This is a genomic window from Marinomonas sp. 5E14-1 (assembly GCF_039939215.1).
Lineage (GTDB): Bacteria > Pseudomonadota > Gammaproteobacteria > Pseudomonadales > Marinomonadaceae > Marinomonas.
The window spans coordinates 161107-174615 of record NZ_JBDXMW010000005.1 but is presented as its reverse complement, the minus strand read 5'-3'; the positions used below and the strand labels follow the sequence as shown (position 1 = coordinate 174615).

At 41.0% G+C, this 13509-nt stretch carries 15 protein-coding genes; 4 read left to right on the top strand and 11 right to left on the bottom strand.

Features of this window, described 5'->3' with window-relative positions:
• Window positions 1–52 precede the first annotated feature (52 nt).
• The 3 genes from ABFY09_RS06460 to ABFY09_RS06450 are packed head-to-tail and all read left to right on the top strand — an operon-like array spanning window position 53 to window position 2239.
• Window positions 53–1009 carry a homoserine kinase gene (locus ABFY09_RS06460; protein ID WP_347983476.1) on the top strand — a complete coding sequence of 319 codons (957 nt, stop codon included), beginning with the start codon at window positions 53–55 and terminating at the stop codon, window positions 1007–1009.
• 1 nt (window position 1010) lies between these two features.
• On the top strand, window positions 1011–1571 hold the full coding sequence (locus ABFY09_RS06455; protein WP_347983475.1) for a DUF1007 family protein: 561 nt from the start codon (window positions 1011–1013) through the stop codon (window positions 1569–1571).
• A 32-nt stretch (window positions 1572–1603) separates the two neighbouring features.
• The gene (locus ABFY09_RS06450) at window positions 1604–2239 is read left to right on the top strand and encodes a LysE family translocator (protein ID WP_347983474.1); all 636 of its coding nucleotides are present in this window, start codon (window positions 1604–1606) and stop codon (window positions 2237–2239) included.
• An 83-nt stretch (window positions 2240–2322) separates the two neighbouring features.
• Here ABFY09_RS06450 and ABFY09_RS06445 read toward each other — a convergent pair whose 3' ends face one another.
• The 11 genes from ABFY09_RS06445 to ABFY09_RS06395 form a co-directional block, all read right to left on the bottom strand.
• A complete protein-coding gene (locus tag ABFY09_RS06445; protein WP_347983473.1) occupies window positions 2323–2994 on the bottom strand; it encodes a Fe2+-dependent dioxygenase in 672 nt (223 codons plus the stop codon).
• A gap of 61 nt (window positions 2995–3055) precedes the next feature.
• Complete coding sequence (locus ABFY09_RS06440) at window positions 3056–5284, bottom strand: TonB-dependent receptor (protein WP_347983472.1); 2229 nt, start codon at window positions 5282–5284, stop codon at window positions 3056–3058.
• Between the two features lie 273 nt (window positions 5285–5557).
• Entirely contained in the window at window positions 5558–6319 is a 762-nt protein-coding gene (locus ABFY09_RS06435) for a hypothetical protein (protein ID WP_347983471.1), read from the bottom strand.
• Window positions 6310–7206: a metal ABC transporter permease gene (locus tag ABFY09_RS06430; RefSeq protein WP_347983470.1), complete on the bottom strand. Its 897-nt coding sequence runs from the start codon at window positions 7204–7206 to the stop codon at window positions 6310–6312. Before ABFY09_RS06430 ends, ABFY09_RS06435 begins: the two co-directional genes overlap by 10 nt.
• On the bottom strand, window positions 7196–7918 hold the full coding sequence (locus tag ABFY09_RS06425) for a metal ABC transporter ATP-binding protein (RefSeq protein ID WP_347983469.1): 723 nt from the start codon (window positions 7916–7918) through the stop codon (window positions 7196–7198). The genes ABFY09_RS06430 and ABFY09_RS06425 overlap by 11 nt, the downstream gene beginning before the upstream one ends.
• On the bottom strand, window positions 7915–8772 hold the full coding sequence (locus tag ABFY09_RS06420) for a zinc ABC transporter substrate-binding protein (protein WP_347983468.1): 858 nt from the start codon (window positions 8770–8772) through the stop codon (window positions 7915–7917). The genes ABFY09_RS06425 and ABFY09_RS06420 overlap by 4 nt, the downstream gene beginning before the upstream one ends.
• Window positions 8773–8790: 18 nt before the next feature.
• Window positions 8791–9273 carry a hypothetical protein gene (locus ABFY09_RS06415; RefSeq protein ID WP_347983467.1) on the bottom strand — a complete coding sequence of 161 codons (483 nt, stop codon included), beginning with the start codon at window positions 9271–9273 and terminating at the stop codon, window positions 8791–8793.
• Entirely contained in the window at window positions 9260–9565 is a 306-nt protein-coding gene (locus ABFY09_RS06410; RefSeq protein ID WP_347983466.1) for a hypothetical protein, read from the bottom strand. The genes ABFY09_RS06415 and ABFY09_RS06410 overlap by 14 nt, the downstream gene beginning before the upstream one ends.
• Complete coding sequence (locus tag ABFY09_RS06405; RefSeq protein ID WP_347983465.1) at window positions 9565–10374, bottom strand: DUF4198 domain-containing protein; 810 nt, start codon at window positions 10372–10374, stop codon at window positions 9565–9567. The genes ABFY09_RS06410 and ABFY09_RS06405 overlap by 1 nt, the downstream gene beginning before the upstream one ends.
• A 23-nt stretch (window positions 10375–10397) precedes the next feature.
• Window positions 10398–10874 (bottom strand): DUF2271 domain-containing protein, encoded by a 477-nt coding sequence (locus ABFY09_RS06400; protein ID WP_347983464.1) that lies wholly within the window; start codon window positions 10872–10874, stop codon window positions 10398–10400.
• Window positions 10875–10885: 11 nt separating this feature from the next.
• Window positions 10886–11485, bottom strand: coding sequence for a PepSY-associated TM helix domain-containing protein (locus ABFY09_RS06395; protein ID WP_347983463.1), 600 nt, complete (start codon window positions 11483–11485; stop codon window positions 10886–10888).
• A gap of 130 nt (window positions 11486–11615) precedes the next feature.
• Here ABFY09_RS06395 and ABFY09_RS06390 point away from each other — a divergent pair, with 130 nt between their 5' ends.
• Window positions 11616–13496 (top strand): flavodoxin domain-containing protein, encoded by a 1881-nt coding sequence (locus tag ABFY09_RS06390; RefSeq protein ID WP_347983462.1) that lies wholly within the window; start codon window positions 11616–11618, stop codon window positions 13494–13496.
• The last annotated feature ends 13 nt before the right edge of the window (window positions 13497–13509 follow it).

The following is a 13509-nucleotide window of genomic DNA, read 5'->3' as shown; positions in this document are numbered from 1 at the left end:
GCATAGGCGCTTTCTTACTCGCATCATTTTGATAATACATAGGTAATACAACTTGGCTGTTTACACATCCCTTTCTGACTCTGACATGCGCGCCTTAGTGGCGGATTATTATTTAGGTGAATTGGTCTCTTTCCAAGGCATTTCTGGTGGCGTGGAAAACACGAATTATTTTCTTACCACTACCACAGGTAAATACGTTGTTACTCTATTTGAAGAGTTTGAATTAGGCGAAGTGCCATATTTTTTGGATGTTGTCGCACATTTGAAAAGCAAGGGTTTTAATGTCCCAGCAGCCTTGATTGATATTCATGGGGAACGGCTACGAGAAGTAAATGGTCGCCCTGCGATTATTGTGGATTGTTTCCCAGGCGGTGAATTAAAGCAAACAGACGAGAATTCGTGTCGTTTAATGGGCGCAGCCTTGGCGAAATTACACATTGCCGGTGAAGATTTCCCTGAGCACCGCGACAGTCATCGCGGAGTGGATTGGTGGAAACAAACAAGCCAAGCGATTGCAACGCAATTAGAACCTGCGCAAACGGAACTCTTGATGTCACAAATCATCGCCTTTGACGACTTTATTGAGACACGCCCAAATTTACCGAAAACCACAATTCACGGAGATTTGTTCTATAACAATACCTTGTTTGAAAATGGTCAGTTATCTGCCATTATTGATTTCTATAACGCTTGTCACTCTTGGGTTATGTATGACCTTGCCATTGTCGTCAACGATTGGTGTTCCGATGTTACGACAGGCGAACTTGACCCAATAAAGTACCAAGCCTTATTAAAAGCCTACTTGCACGAGCGAGATGTCAGCTCAGCAGAAATAGAGGCTTGGCCTTATATGTTACGGATTGCCGCGCTGCGCTTTTGGTTGTCACGATTGGAAGCATGGCATGGAGCCAAACACGACCCGGAACGTCTCGCACAGCAACATGATCCGCTTGAATTTCAACGTATTTTAGAAGCGCGTGTTCGATATACGCCAAGCTTGGTGGAATAAAATGATTCGTCTCTGGTTGTGTCTGTGTGTTTTTTTTGCTGGTAATGCAGTTGCTCATCCTCATGTTTGGGTGGATTCGCAATATCGAGTCACGGTTGATCAACCAAATATAGAGGTTCTAGAAGGTACGTGGGGTCTCGATCTCTTTACTTCGACAAGCCTAATTGCTGAATACGATGTGAATGCTGATGGAGAGCTGAAGGGTCAAGAAAAGCTCGACATGATCGATGTAATGCAAAGTTTTGATACTTATGGCTATTTCATCAAGATGCAGCAAGACGGCCAGAATATAAAGCCAAAGGGTGTGCGCATTTTAGATGTTCGCATTCGCGATCAAATGCTTTGGATTCGCTTTGGTATTCTACTACCTGCACCAATTGATCTATTCACTTCTGTACTGAGCTTGGCTTATGGTGATGATGAGTTGTATTTCGCCATGGAGCCATTAGAAGAAGGTTTGGTGCGTTTGTCTGGTATGTCTGCCGAAATGTGTACACCGATTCAGCGCGATGCAGAAGAAATGTCTGTCGCTTTCTGGGTCGATTTAAGTTGCCACTCATAAGCCAAGATTCTATTTCTTCAGGAAGACTATCAATGATAGAGCATTTTCAATGGTTACCTTTTTTGCTGGCAATTTCTGTTCTCACTATGAGTCCAGGCGTAGACACAATTTTGGTGATGCGTAATGCGGCGCAGGGCGGCTGGCGTTTAGGTTTTCTAACCAGCTTAGGTATTTGTATGGGATTATTTGCCCATGCTACTTTGTCTGCTTTAGGTTTGTCGGTGATTTTATTAGGCTCTGCGGGCTTATTTACAGTGTTTAAACTGTTGGGTGCTGCGTATCTTGTCTATTTAGGTGTGCAGGCATTACGCAGCGTAATGAAGCCAGTAGGAATGACTTTTACGGACAAAGGCGCGTCGAAGCCATTAACAGCGTGGGGTGGATTTCGTCAGGGAATTTTATCCAACGTATTGAATCCAAAACCGATTGTTTTTTACATGGCATTTTTGCCGCAGTTTATCGACCCAAGCTATTCTGCTTTGGGGCAATCTCTGTTTATGGCGTCTCTTCACTTTATTATTGCGATGACGTGGCAAACGTTTCTTGCGCTTATAGTGCATAAAGCACGAGTTTGGTTGGCAAGACCAAGAGTGGCACAGGTTTTAGACGGTTTAACCGGCTTGTTGTTGGTGGGCTTCGGTGTGAAACTCGCATTGAGTCAGCGCTGATCTGTACTCAGTTGTGTCTATTCGGGTTATGTATTTGAATCTAAACTCAATGCATAATTTAGAGTAGCAAAAGGCTTAGCTGTTTATGTTTCAGCCCACAGTCTCAAAAGGTTTGAATGTGATTTACTGATTTGATCGAAGGCTGAGCTCTTTCCTTGAGTACTCATTATTTCTCTTCGTGCTAAATCTAAATCATTGAGAATTTCACGCTGTTCACCATTACGTATAAAGCTTTCTATCCAAGTAACGGCAACCTGCCTTTTTCCTTCTGTAACTGGCTCAACTCTGTGTAGAGTCGAAGACGGATAAACAATAGCGTACCCAGCAGGTAGTTTATAGGTTAAATCCATACCATTTAGTGTCATGACAAGCGCCCCACCTTTGTAACTTTCAGGATCTGAAAGAAAAACAGTACAAGACATATCGGAACGAATGATGGCTTCTTCTCCCATTAATGCATTATCAATATGATTACCATAACCGCCAGAGTTGGATGTTTCACTCACCAAGAATGGCGTGATATTTTTGGCGTAAGTGGTTGTAGAGAATTGCGGGTGTGAAACAAGAGCATGGGTCAGTGAGTTAGATAATTCGGTCTCGCATTCTGGTGTTGCAGCCCATTGAAGGTTGTTTTTAACCGATTGAGCGGCCCAACCAGCCGTTTCTTTACCTGAATAAAACTGGCCTTGATTAAGGGTGCTATAGATGTGATCAATTTGTTGATCGGACAATACATTCTTAAGAATTTTAATCATTGAATAAATTTACATCGAAAAGAAAAAGAGCAAGTATACTTTATACTTGCTCTTTAGATATTTATAGGCGGTATTTAAAACTCAGATTGATAGAGCGAGGGTCATTCACTACAACAGCGTCTCCGTTTGTAGTGCCATATACTCTATTAACATCTGTTAGGTTCTTCATAACAAGAGACAGATCCCAGTCTTCTGTTTCGTAGTAAGTACCAAAATCAAATTCAGCATAACCAGGTATAATTGTGTCACCATCTAGATCCAAATCATCAGCGCGGCTCGATTCAGACCGAATACCAAATGCGAAACGAATAGGCTGGCTCTCCATTGAGTAACTATTCCAGATAGTTAAAGCATTAAATGGCGTCAGTTTTGCTTGTTTCCCTGCATCATCACCGGTTGTGTCATGGGCATCAGTGTAAGCGTAGTTGACTTGGCTATAGAACTGGTCTGAGAAGTGGTAAAGAGCATTAACTTCCACACCATGAGAGCGGAATACTTCACCTAACTCTTGAACAAGGATTCTGTCATCGCCATCAGTCTCTGTTGAAGTTGGGTTTTTCTGGTTGATATAGAACAAGGTCACACTGGCGTTTAACTTTTTATTAAGAAAATCACCTTTTACACCAACTTCATAGTTATCACTCTCTTCTGGCTCATAATCTACACCGTCTTGACCATATTGAACGATATTAGAGACATCAATTGGTTCATATGATTGGCTGTAAGAGGCAAAAGCATTCATATTTGGGTTAAGTTTATAAACAGCACCAATATCGTAAGCTAGATTAGAAAAGTCTGAACTGTAAGTTCCGTCAGATTCTTCTCCTGTGTAGTCCATATAACCTAAACCGAAGGCAAGAGTTAAATCACCAAGGCTAATACGGTCTTTTACGTAAATATTTACTTCTCTGTCTGTAGAAGTGCTTGCGACAGAGTTTGCCTGATCTATTAATGAAACACCGCCATCAGTTGCATCATTAAAAGATGTACTGAATGAATTACTTGGGTTGTCATATGAGGTATATACTGCTTCGCTATTATCTTGGAACGCGCGTCCAAAAGTGGTTTCTTTATCAAGGAAATTAACACCTGCAATCAAGTGGTTTTCTAACCCAGAAACTTTGAACTTCCCTTGTATATTTGTGTCAAGCAAGAGATGTTCAATTTCACTCTTTGCATAAACCCACTTGAGGCCGACTGTATCATTTCCAATACTGTTTACACTTGTTGTAGCATATAAGTCTTTAGTCTCAGAGTCTGTATTTACCAAGGCAGCATGAGCATTAATGGACCAATCATTTTCAAAGATGTGTTCAAAAGTGACTTCTGCTGTTGTTGCTTCGTTATAGCCTGTACTGTCTTCACTGCCATAATAATAACTACGATTTGCTACCGTGCCATAGCGATTAGTTGTGCTATCGAGGGTGCCATTGATGTAATTACTGGAAAAGTATCCGTCAGTCCAACTACTAGTACCAACACCTTCTTCCTTTTTATATTCAAAGCGAGGTGTGATTTTTGTTCGATCACCTATTTTGAATGTTAAAGCAGCATCAATAAATTGGTCTTCACTGGTACGTATATCTTGCGCTTCTTCACCTTCTGGCGTGACACGGGTAATAATGCGATAGAGAACATCATCACCGACTAGCTTACCTGTGGAATCTACATCTACATTTATTTGATTACGGTCAAAATAACCAACGTCATTAGCTAAGTAGGAGCGAGTACTGATGCCTAGAGTGGTTTCAGATTCTTCTTTTGGTTTTTTTGTTACAGCATTAATTGTGCCACCAGAGATCCCTGAGCCGTACAAAATACTGTCTGCACCACTTAGAAAAGTAACAGATTCTAAGTTGTAAGAGCTTGGCAGTGCTGAGCCTGTTCCAGCCTCCCCACCTTGTAGAGAACGAAGACCATTGACTAAGAAGGTTTCAATATTAGTTTGAATGCCTCGAGAGATACTGAAACGTGCTGCGGAGGCTTCGGTATGGAACCCTGCCTGATAAGCCGAAGCTTCACGTATATCTGTTGCCGCTAAATCACTGATTTCTTCTTCAGATACCTGAACAACGGAACGTGCCGTATCTTTTAGCGAAACATTCATTTTTGTTGCTGTTGAATCTTCTGTATGAACGCCCTCATCTGAAGTGCCAGTAATAACCAATGTTTCAAGTGCTGTTGAGGTTTCTTCTGCTGCAAATGAAGCTGGTGAGAGTGAAGAAATTAAAGCTGATCCTACAGCTAACCCAATGAGTGATTTGGTGCTCTTTAACTGCCTTTCGGACATAACATTTTCCTATACATATTTTATGAATGATTCTAGTCGCCCCAAGTTAGACAAGTGTTTGTCAAGTATTTGTCAGGTGTTTGGTTCCGATTTACAAATTTTAATGCAAATAGAAATGATTTTCATTAAAAATCAAATTAAACTTCATTTTGTTTATGATTTTTATGGAGAAAGCTTTCTTATTTTTGATTAAAAAAGGTTCTTTTCAATTGGTTAGGAAATGCTTCTATGGCGCTGAGGTAAACAGGCCTTATATCTAAGGTGTGAAAATGATTATTTATGCAACCGGTTAAGATTTTCTAATGTTGCTTTCCAGCGATTAATGAAGGTTGTTTTACTGTGACGAGAAAAATCATCGACCAACCATTGATCTACCGATTTTTTGGTACTCACTGTCAATATTTTAAGAGATGTCGCCTCATTGGACTCTTGTTTTGAAAGAGTTGGTAATAGAAGACCTTTTGTAAAAGGTTGTGTATTTCCACTGGCGTTTAATATGGCTTCGTAGCCTGATTCAAGCAGAGAGTCCTCTAGCTCTAATGCTATTTGTCTTAATGATTGGCTTACCTTTTGGTGTTGATGTGCAATTTGTGGTGCGTATTCTGGCCAAATTAAGGATAAATCCCGCTTCAAAATTCCTAACATAAGCAATGCATTATTAGGGTTTAGCCAGAAATATTCATTAGGTTTTTGAACGGCTACTCGCTCCCCTCCCGGTAAAAGGGCTTCAGCAATGTCAATCGGTATTACATGTATATTTCGACTTCGTACAGTACTATAAAAATTTAAATCAGGCCGCATAGAGCTGATATTCACAATACTATCAAAGGGGGCCATAGGATCAGTTCGATGCTTGTTTAACCAGCTAGATATACGGTTAATAGGTAACCTTTTTGGAGGGAGATAGACAACTTCTATCGGCGTGTCAATCAATAAGGCTCTGCTCATACTCTCGGTGATAGGCGTTACAGTTACTACACTAGCGGCAAACGTTTTACTTACTAATAATAAAAGAAATACGACAATTAAGCGCATATTGTTGAACTCCGTCTACGAAATGAATAAATACCGATAGCAAGCACAAACCAAATGCATGCGGCTAATATAATGGCAGGCCCAGTGCCAATCGCCCATTTCATCTGCATAGGAAGTAAGACGCCTGTCAAAGCACTGGTAGTGGCTATGAGCATAGAGTAACCCACCATGCTGCGTAGATTGGATGCAACTAAGCGAGCGCTGGCAGCAGGAATGAGTAACAATGCGCCGACAAGAATAGCTCCAATAATCTTTACCGCTGCAACGGTAATTAACGCAATTAAAAGTACAAAGCCATAATCATGTAAGGTGACACGAATACGACGAGATTGAGCAATATCTGGGCTTAATGCATTAAGAAAAGCCTGATTGCAGGCCGTAAAGGCAAGTATTAACACTGCTATAGTGATCACGCTTAAAATGACTAAATCGTATACTGATGTTGTTAAGATAGAGCCGAATAGAACTTGTTCAACTAAGTGTGCATTGATCTTTTTCGCCACAAACATTAAAAGAGCCGCGCCAAGTGCAAGAGCAAAGGCGAGAAATACACCGATTAATGCATCATAAGGTACTGTTGTGCGGCCACGAACCCATTGCAAAGTAAGAGCAAAGAGAATAGAAAACGCGAATAGGCTTATCCATGGTTCGGTTACGGGTTCTCCCATTAATATGCCAATTGATACACCCGTTAATGCACTGTGTCCGACGGCTTCGGATAAAAAAGCGAGTCGCTTTACCACCACTAACGTCCCTAATGCGCCCAGCAATGGCCCAATCATCAAACAGGCAATAAAGGCGTTAACAACAAAGCCGTAGCTAAAAATGTCAGGCAGGAAGCCAGCATCGACGCCCGTTTGAAACCAAGAATGTACATTAGCTAACATGTTTTAGCTCCGAAGTGGTCGATTGGTAACCTGGGTGATTTGGTGTTTGGAATCGAGTGAAAATGGCCTGAGGGGAATCGTGATCAGTCAATACACCGTCTACCCAGGCCAAAGTGTCGCAGCATTCTTGGATAATTTGCCAATCATGCTCAATCATAATCAAGGTTCCACCTGCATTTTTAAACTCTTGTAGAAGTTGGATGATTTGTGTTCGTCCTTGTTTATCTACGCCAGCCATGGGCTCATCAAGTAATAAAATTTCTGGTTCATTCAATAACGCACAAGCTAATAATACTCGTTGGCGCTCACCTGTTGATAAAGTGCCAAGTCGTTTAGGTAATAGAGATTGGATGCCAACTTTGTCTACAACAGCTTCTATTCTGGGGTCTTTCTTATAGCGTTTCCAGACAGGTTGCTTATCAGTATGCAGCCGAATGAAATCAGAAGCAGTAACAGGTAGAGAGGCGTCAAAGGGAGAAAGTTGTGGCATATAACCAATCGAACCTCGACCATTCGGCCACTCTAACCTAATACTTCCTTGATGATTAAGTAGCCCGGCGATGGCTTTGAGTAAGGTGCTTTTTCCTCCGCCATTAGGACCTGCAATACCATGCCAACCGCCACTGTTAAATTGGGCAGAAGACGCCATTAATAATGGGTTATTTTGGATATAGAATGCGACTTTTTCGATTACCAGTGTTGGGCCTTTCATCGTTGTAGTGCCTCAGCCAGTTTTTTGAGGTTGTGATGCATTTCGTCTTCCACCATTTCTTGGCTGTATTCTCCATGTGTCATGTGGCTAAAATAGTAAATTTTTATACCTGTCTCACCTTCAATGAGATCAACATATTTATTTTCCATATTGAGCTCTGTGAAAAGCACATCAATGTTGAGTTCACGAATGGTCTTTATGGTTTCTTCTAGTTGTGAGGCACTTGGAGACACACCATGAGCCGGTTCGATCACCGCAGAGACAGTTAATCCAAACTCCTGTAATAAATACGCATAAGCGCCATGAGTACTGGCGATCCGCAATGTGTTGACATTTTCATTAATCAAAGCTTTTTGAACAGGACTTTTAAGGTTGCGAAGCTTCTTGGCATAAACCAAAGCGTTACGTAAAAAGTATGTTTTGTTATCTGGGTCTAGCTTCCCGAGCTCTTTGGCAATGGTATACACTTGCCGAATCGCCGCATCAATTGAGACGAACGTGTGAGGGTTTACTTTTTCATGATGTCCAATCAAAGGGACATCATTATTTGCATAAATAACGGTGAGGTTTTTAGGTTGCAGACGATCAACAGTATTCGTTGCAAATAAATCATGACCGATTCCATTTACAACCAGCGCGTCTAACTGGTTTAGACGTTCAATATCCGCGGGGTTCAACTGATAGTTATGTGGGTTAAAACCACTTGAAATCAGTGGTAAAACATCGGCCCGATCACCAACAATATTTGTTACATACGAGTAATAAGGGTGTAGAGTAATGCCAATTTTTAATCGTGTTTGTGCGTGAGTGTTGATGCTTAGTATCAGCAAAAGTCCCAACAATAATAGCTTCATGTGAAGTCCTTCAATTAGTTAGCGATTAAGCTCATGCCATTTTAAAGTGGCATGACAATCATTAATCGTGTCACTTGGTGCCCAATGGGCTTGCCAGCTTTCCTGCTCATGCTCTACGGAGAAAAGAATTCCTTTGTGCAGTAAGGTGAAACAATACTCGTTTTGCTGAGTAAATGACGCTGTTCCAGATTGTGGCAAAGGCAATTGCTGGAGATCGTAGGGTGTTGAAATCATGCCCATTTCATCGAGTAAGGTGATTTCTTCAAGTGCATTGCTAATTTGAGTGGCAAGGTTGCTATGGGTATTAGGTAGTTCAGATAAAGTCACCTGGGAAGGCTCATGTAAGATTGACAGAAGCCCAAACGCAATGCATATAGTACCGATACAAACACTTAGAAAGCAGTAGGTTTCACCTCGGCCATCGGAAGGCGAAACCACCTCGATTTCGAGTTTTTTTGGAGCTGTTACATTGTTTTCTTGTAGTGGATTAGAACTCGGCATAATCAAACTCGGCAGGATCTTCATGACCAGGGTCGAATAAAATGTAATATTCACCTGCTGGAGCTTCTATTGAGACTTCACCATCGTCATTCGTCATGAGCGTATTGATAAGGTCGTCGTCATAGCTAAGCACTTGGACGGCCTCATCAAATGCAACGGAACCATCACTGTAACCAGCAACACATTGAATGCTGTGATCGAGCATTTTGCAGTCTAATGTTGGGTAGTGGGCAAAAGCTCCACTGGAAAGTAGAGCCAAAGCACTCCCTATTAAATAAGGTGCTTTCAACATTATTCATGCACCACTTCAAAGGTATAAAAGACAACGAATTTTTCTTTATCTGCTTCAGGGTCTTGGCTATCGGACTCATAACTAAAAACAGCCTCATAACGTCCTGCATTTTCCATTGTCAAAGAGGCAATGCCTTCTTGATCTGTGGCCAAGGAAAGAGTTTCTAGGTCACTGTTATATATTCCAGCTTCCGCTCTAATTTCAACCGTCACACCAGCTATACTGTTTCCATTTATTAATGCTTTAAAAGCAATTTCTTCACCATTTACGTAATCCGCAGGGTGAGTAACGGGAATAACTTCAAATCCTGTATTAGTAGGCTCTAAAGGCTCAAATGTTGGTGTTTTTGCAGTTACAAAGGACATTGCATAACGAGTTGATTTTACAGTTTCGATATTTTTAGCATCGTTGGGAATAACGCCTTCTAACTGACTTTTGCTTAAGCGTTCTCGCTTTTTCGTATTACGAGCCCCTATAGTATAGGTTGTTGCATAACTACTTTCTGGGTAGCTATAAAGTATTTTATATGTCCCATCACTATCAACAGCTAAATCAAAAGAGGTTCGAGTGGCACTTTTGATAATCGTGCCAATGTTACGAATTTTTTCTCCGTCAGGCCCATATACGGAAATATTATTAGGGGTAACAGGTTTGTCAAAACGATAAACGCCATGTGTTGCCGTTACATCCACTGCAACTTTATCAGGTGCTTTCGTCACGATTGATTTCGCAGGCAGAACCATCAGGTCATGGGCGGCGCTGTAACTTGCGGTAAAGATGATTAATGCACAAAGAGACGCTTTTAACATAATTATTTCCTTTTAGCTTAAATTTAATTCGTTACTGTTACTGTTACATTGCCGATTTCAGCTTCGGCTGGAATATGATAGTGATGAGTCGAGTCTGTGGTGTTTATTTCTGTTTTTACCAAGGAATGACCGCCATCCTGACGAGATACTTCCAAGTACAGTTTAAATGTATCCCATTCATTAATTTCGAAGGATTCTGTATAGTGACCAGGCCCCTTGGTTGCACCTGTCATACTGTCGACATGCTGGTCATAACGGCCGATTTTTCGCCACCAACGACGTAAATCGGACAGCCATTCATCCTCTTTTTTTTGTAGGTGCCAAACCAAGAGAGGTTTTGATACTCTTCCGTTTTCAGCCCAAATGGCAACATATGGGAAAACATATCTTTCAGTATCAATTCGTGGAATTTCAAATGCCACTTCTACCTTAGCTGCTGAGGTGAAAGAGGACATTCCTAAGCTGGCAGCTAGAACACATGTAAACAATAAAACGCGCACTAATATCTCCTTTAATGCATCAAAAAAATGGTCAACACCGTAATGATAGAACCTATGCCGATCCAACTAAGGGTACGACGACGCTGTAGGGAATTCATGATCATTAACCAGCAACCTGAAATACAAAATAGCGCCATACATAAAGCAGAAAAGTCTGATAGTAGGATCCATAAACCACTTACATGTTTACCTCGATGCAAGTTATTGAGCATTTCAAAAAAAGGCAGTTGCCGTTTATATACTTCTATAACAGCATCTTCATAATAAGCCTCTGCTGCATAACGTCCTTGTGGTCCATCTAGATATAGCAAAAGCAACTGTTCTTCTTTTTCCCACTCAAAAGACAAATCAACTCCACGTATTTGATGGCTTTCGTCCAACCAATGAAATACAGCCAAGGCCGTGGTACTAGATTCGCCACTCCAATCTAATGACCTCAAAGAGGTTGGAAGTGGCAAACTAAAGTCCGACTCCTTGGTTTGACCTAAAGACCAATAAGTGTGATTAAGCAATAGTCCTGTAATGGCAAAAAAGAGCATGAGTAACAGTACTGGCGCAGCGCTATAAATATGTATCCAGCGAACCCATCGGTTAATCGTAGCGGTAGACATTAGGAATGAGAGCCAATTCTGTTCATTTTTTAAGCTTTAATGATAAACGTTATCATATGGTAATCGATTGCGTGTCTCTTTTACAGTATAATGGTAATTATTATCAACTATTTTAAAAATCAATTACGCAATGATGTCGAGAGAAAAAACAACCTACGCTTTAATATGGCTAATAACGAAACTGGTTTATGTTTTATTAATCGCTGAGATATTCACAACGCTTTATATTATTGGTGCGGTAACTTTCTCAAAACCGATTTCAGGTGTAGTGCAAGGTGCAGAATTAATAACGAAGACGGCACCGTTTCTTTTGTATCAGTTGCACTATTCTATGGATTTTGGATATGCGATCTTAGAAGGCCAAACAGTGCTATATATGTTGTCATATCTAGAATTAGGCTTATTTAACATGATGACTGTTTTTGTTCCAACGTTAGTAGGGGGTGGGATCATTTGCCTTCTTGGCTTAACGTTTCTTGGTGTAAATAAGCGTTATCTTTTGGTCATCTTGATCGTATTTTTTTTATGTATGATGGCACCGTCATGGCAAATATTAGAAAAAGGGATAACAAGCGTTGAATATGAAGTGCTTCGTTTATGTGTTGTTTCTATTATGCTTTGGCTCACCTCTGGTCGTTTCTCTTATTTGAGGCCATCTCATAAAGGCGGGCGTTCGAATGGCACATTGCTCGCTTATGCAAGCCAAACGGGCAGTGCTCGACAATTAGCGTTTCAATTGAAAGAAATGGCGAACTCTTTATTGGATGTACAATGTGTATCTACATTAACGATGAAGCAACTACGTGGGTATGCTCGCGTCTACTTTGTTGTAAGTACTTATGGCAAAGGAGAATCGCCCGACTGTGCTCATAAATTCATCATAGATTTGCAACGACAAGAGACTAGTTTGGATACGATTTACCCTTCATTTAGTGTGTTAGCACTAGGCGACCGCTCTTATACTACTTTTTGTCAGTTCGGTCATACATTGTCGTCGCTGTTAGAGCGAATAGGGTTTAGGCGAGAGCTGCCAGTGCATGAAGTAGATCGCATGGATTTGGCAAGTATTGAAAGCTGGTGGAGACAAATCTCTGAATTTATGGGCATAGAGAAATTTTCGATTAAAATGCCTACTATAAAATTTAACGTTTCTATGAATCAGAACGTAAACCCACAAAGAACAGAGCGTGCTGCACATCATATTCGTTTGAATACGTTGGAAAAACTAGATTATAAAGCGGGTGATTTGATAGCGGTTTGCCCTAAGTTATCCATTTCTGAAATCGAAAAGCGTCTTATTCAACGTGGTTGGTCAAATTCACATTTAGTCGAACTAAACAGCAAATCAATGGCTTTGCTTGATGCTTTACTGCAACTTGATTGGCATGGTGAAGTTGCCACGTCACCACAAGCTTTAGTCGACTTGTTGTCACCGGTTCATGAACGGCTCTACTCTATTGCATCTTACGGGAAAAACTATGTTGATGTACTGGTGCGGAAACATTATCGTGAAGATGGTTCAATAGGTAATGGCTCAGGTTATCTGTGCGGCTTACTTGAAGGGGATCAAGTTGAAGCCCAAATACGAACTCATGAGTCGTTTCAATTATCTGATGATTCCCCTCTCATCATGATCGGAGCGGGGACAGGTATTGCGCCATTTCGCGCGTTCTTGCAACAAAAGGAAGCTTGGAAGTCTCAATCTGAACATTGGCTAATCTTTGGTGAACAATATAGACAGCATGATGATTATTTTTGTGCTGATTTTGAGCGTTTTCAAGAGGTGGGGCTGTTAACTCGTATAGACAAAGCTTGGTCCCGAAGTGGTCAGATGTATGTCCAAGACATATTAGAAAAAGAAGCGGATAGATTGTATGAATGGATGATACACAAAGGCGCCCACATCTATGTGTGCGGAAGTCGGATTGGATTTGGTGAACAGGTACTTGTATGTCTCACTAAACTGTTAGGGGAAGACGTCGCTGAACGTTTACATACGGACTTATATTAAATATGAGGCGTAT

What these genes read in the sequence shown, in the direction of transcription:
- ABFY09_RS06455 (WP_347983475.1), top strand. Translation starts at nt 1,011, where the DNA reads ATGATTCGTCTCTGGTTGTGTCTGTGTGTTTTTTTTGCTGGTAATGCA.
- ABFY09_RS06450 (WP_347983474.1), top strand. Translation starts at nt 1,604, where the DNA reads ATGATAGAGCATTTTCAATGGTTACCTTTTTTGCTGGCAATTTCTGTT.
- ABFY09_RS06445 (WP_347983473.1), bottom strand. Translation starts at nt 2,994, where the DNA reads ATGATTAAAATTCTTAAGAATGTATTGTCCGATCAACAAATTGATCAC.
- ABFY09_RS06440 (WP_347983472.1), bottom strand. Translation starts at nt 5,284, where the DNA reads ATGTCCGAAAGGCAGTTAAAGAGCACCAAATCACTCATTGGGTTAGCT.
- ABFY09_RS06435 (WP_347983471.1), bottom strand. Translation starts at nt 6,319, where the DNA reads ATGCGCTTAATTGTCGTATTTCTTTTATTATTAGTAAGTAAAACGTTT.
- ABFY09_RS06430 (WP_347983470.1), bottom strand. Translation starts at nt 7,206, where the DNA reads ATGTTAGCTAATGTACATTCTTGGTTTCAAACGGGCGTCGATGCTGGC.
- ABFY09_RS06425 (WP_347983469.1), bottom strand. Translation starts at nt 7,918, where the DNA reads ATGAAAGGCCCAACACTGGTAATCGAAAAAGTCGCATTCTATATCCAA.
- ABFY09_RS06420 (WP_347983468.1), bottom strand. Translation starts at nt 8,772, where the DNA reads ATGAAGCTATTATTGTTGGGACTTTTGCTGATACTAAGCATCAACACT.
- ABFY09_RS06415 (WP_347983467.1), bottom strand. Translation starts at nt 9,273, where the DNA reads ATGCCGAGTTCTAATCCACTACAAGAAAACAATGTAACAGCTCCAAAA.
- ABFY09_RS06410 (WP_347983466.1), bottom strand. Translation starts at nt 9,565, where the DNA reads ATGTTGAAAGCACCTTATTTAATAGGGAGTGCTTTGGCTCTACTTTCC.
- ABFY09_RS06405 (WP_347983465.1), bottom strand. Translation starts at nt 10,374, where the DNA reads ATGTTAAAAGCGTCTCTTTGTGCATTAATCATCTTTACCGCAAGTTAC.
- ABFY09_RS06395 (WP_347983463.1), bottom strand. Translation starts at nt 11,485, where the DNA reads ATGTCTACCGCTACGATTAACCGATGGGTTCGCTGGATACATATTTAT.
- ABFY09_RS06390 (WP_347983462.1), top strand. Translation starts at nt 11,616, where the DNA reads ATGATGTCGAGAGAAAAAACAACCTACGCTTTAATATGGCTAATAACG.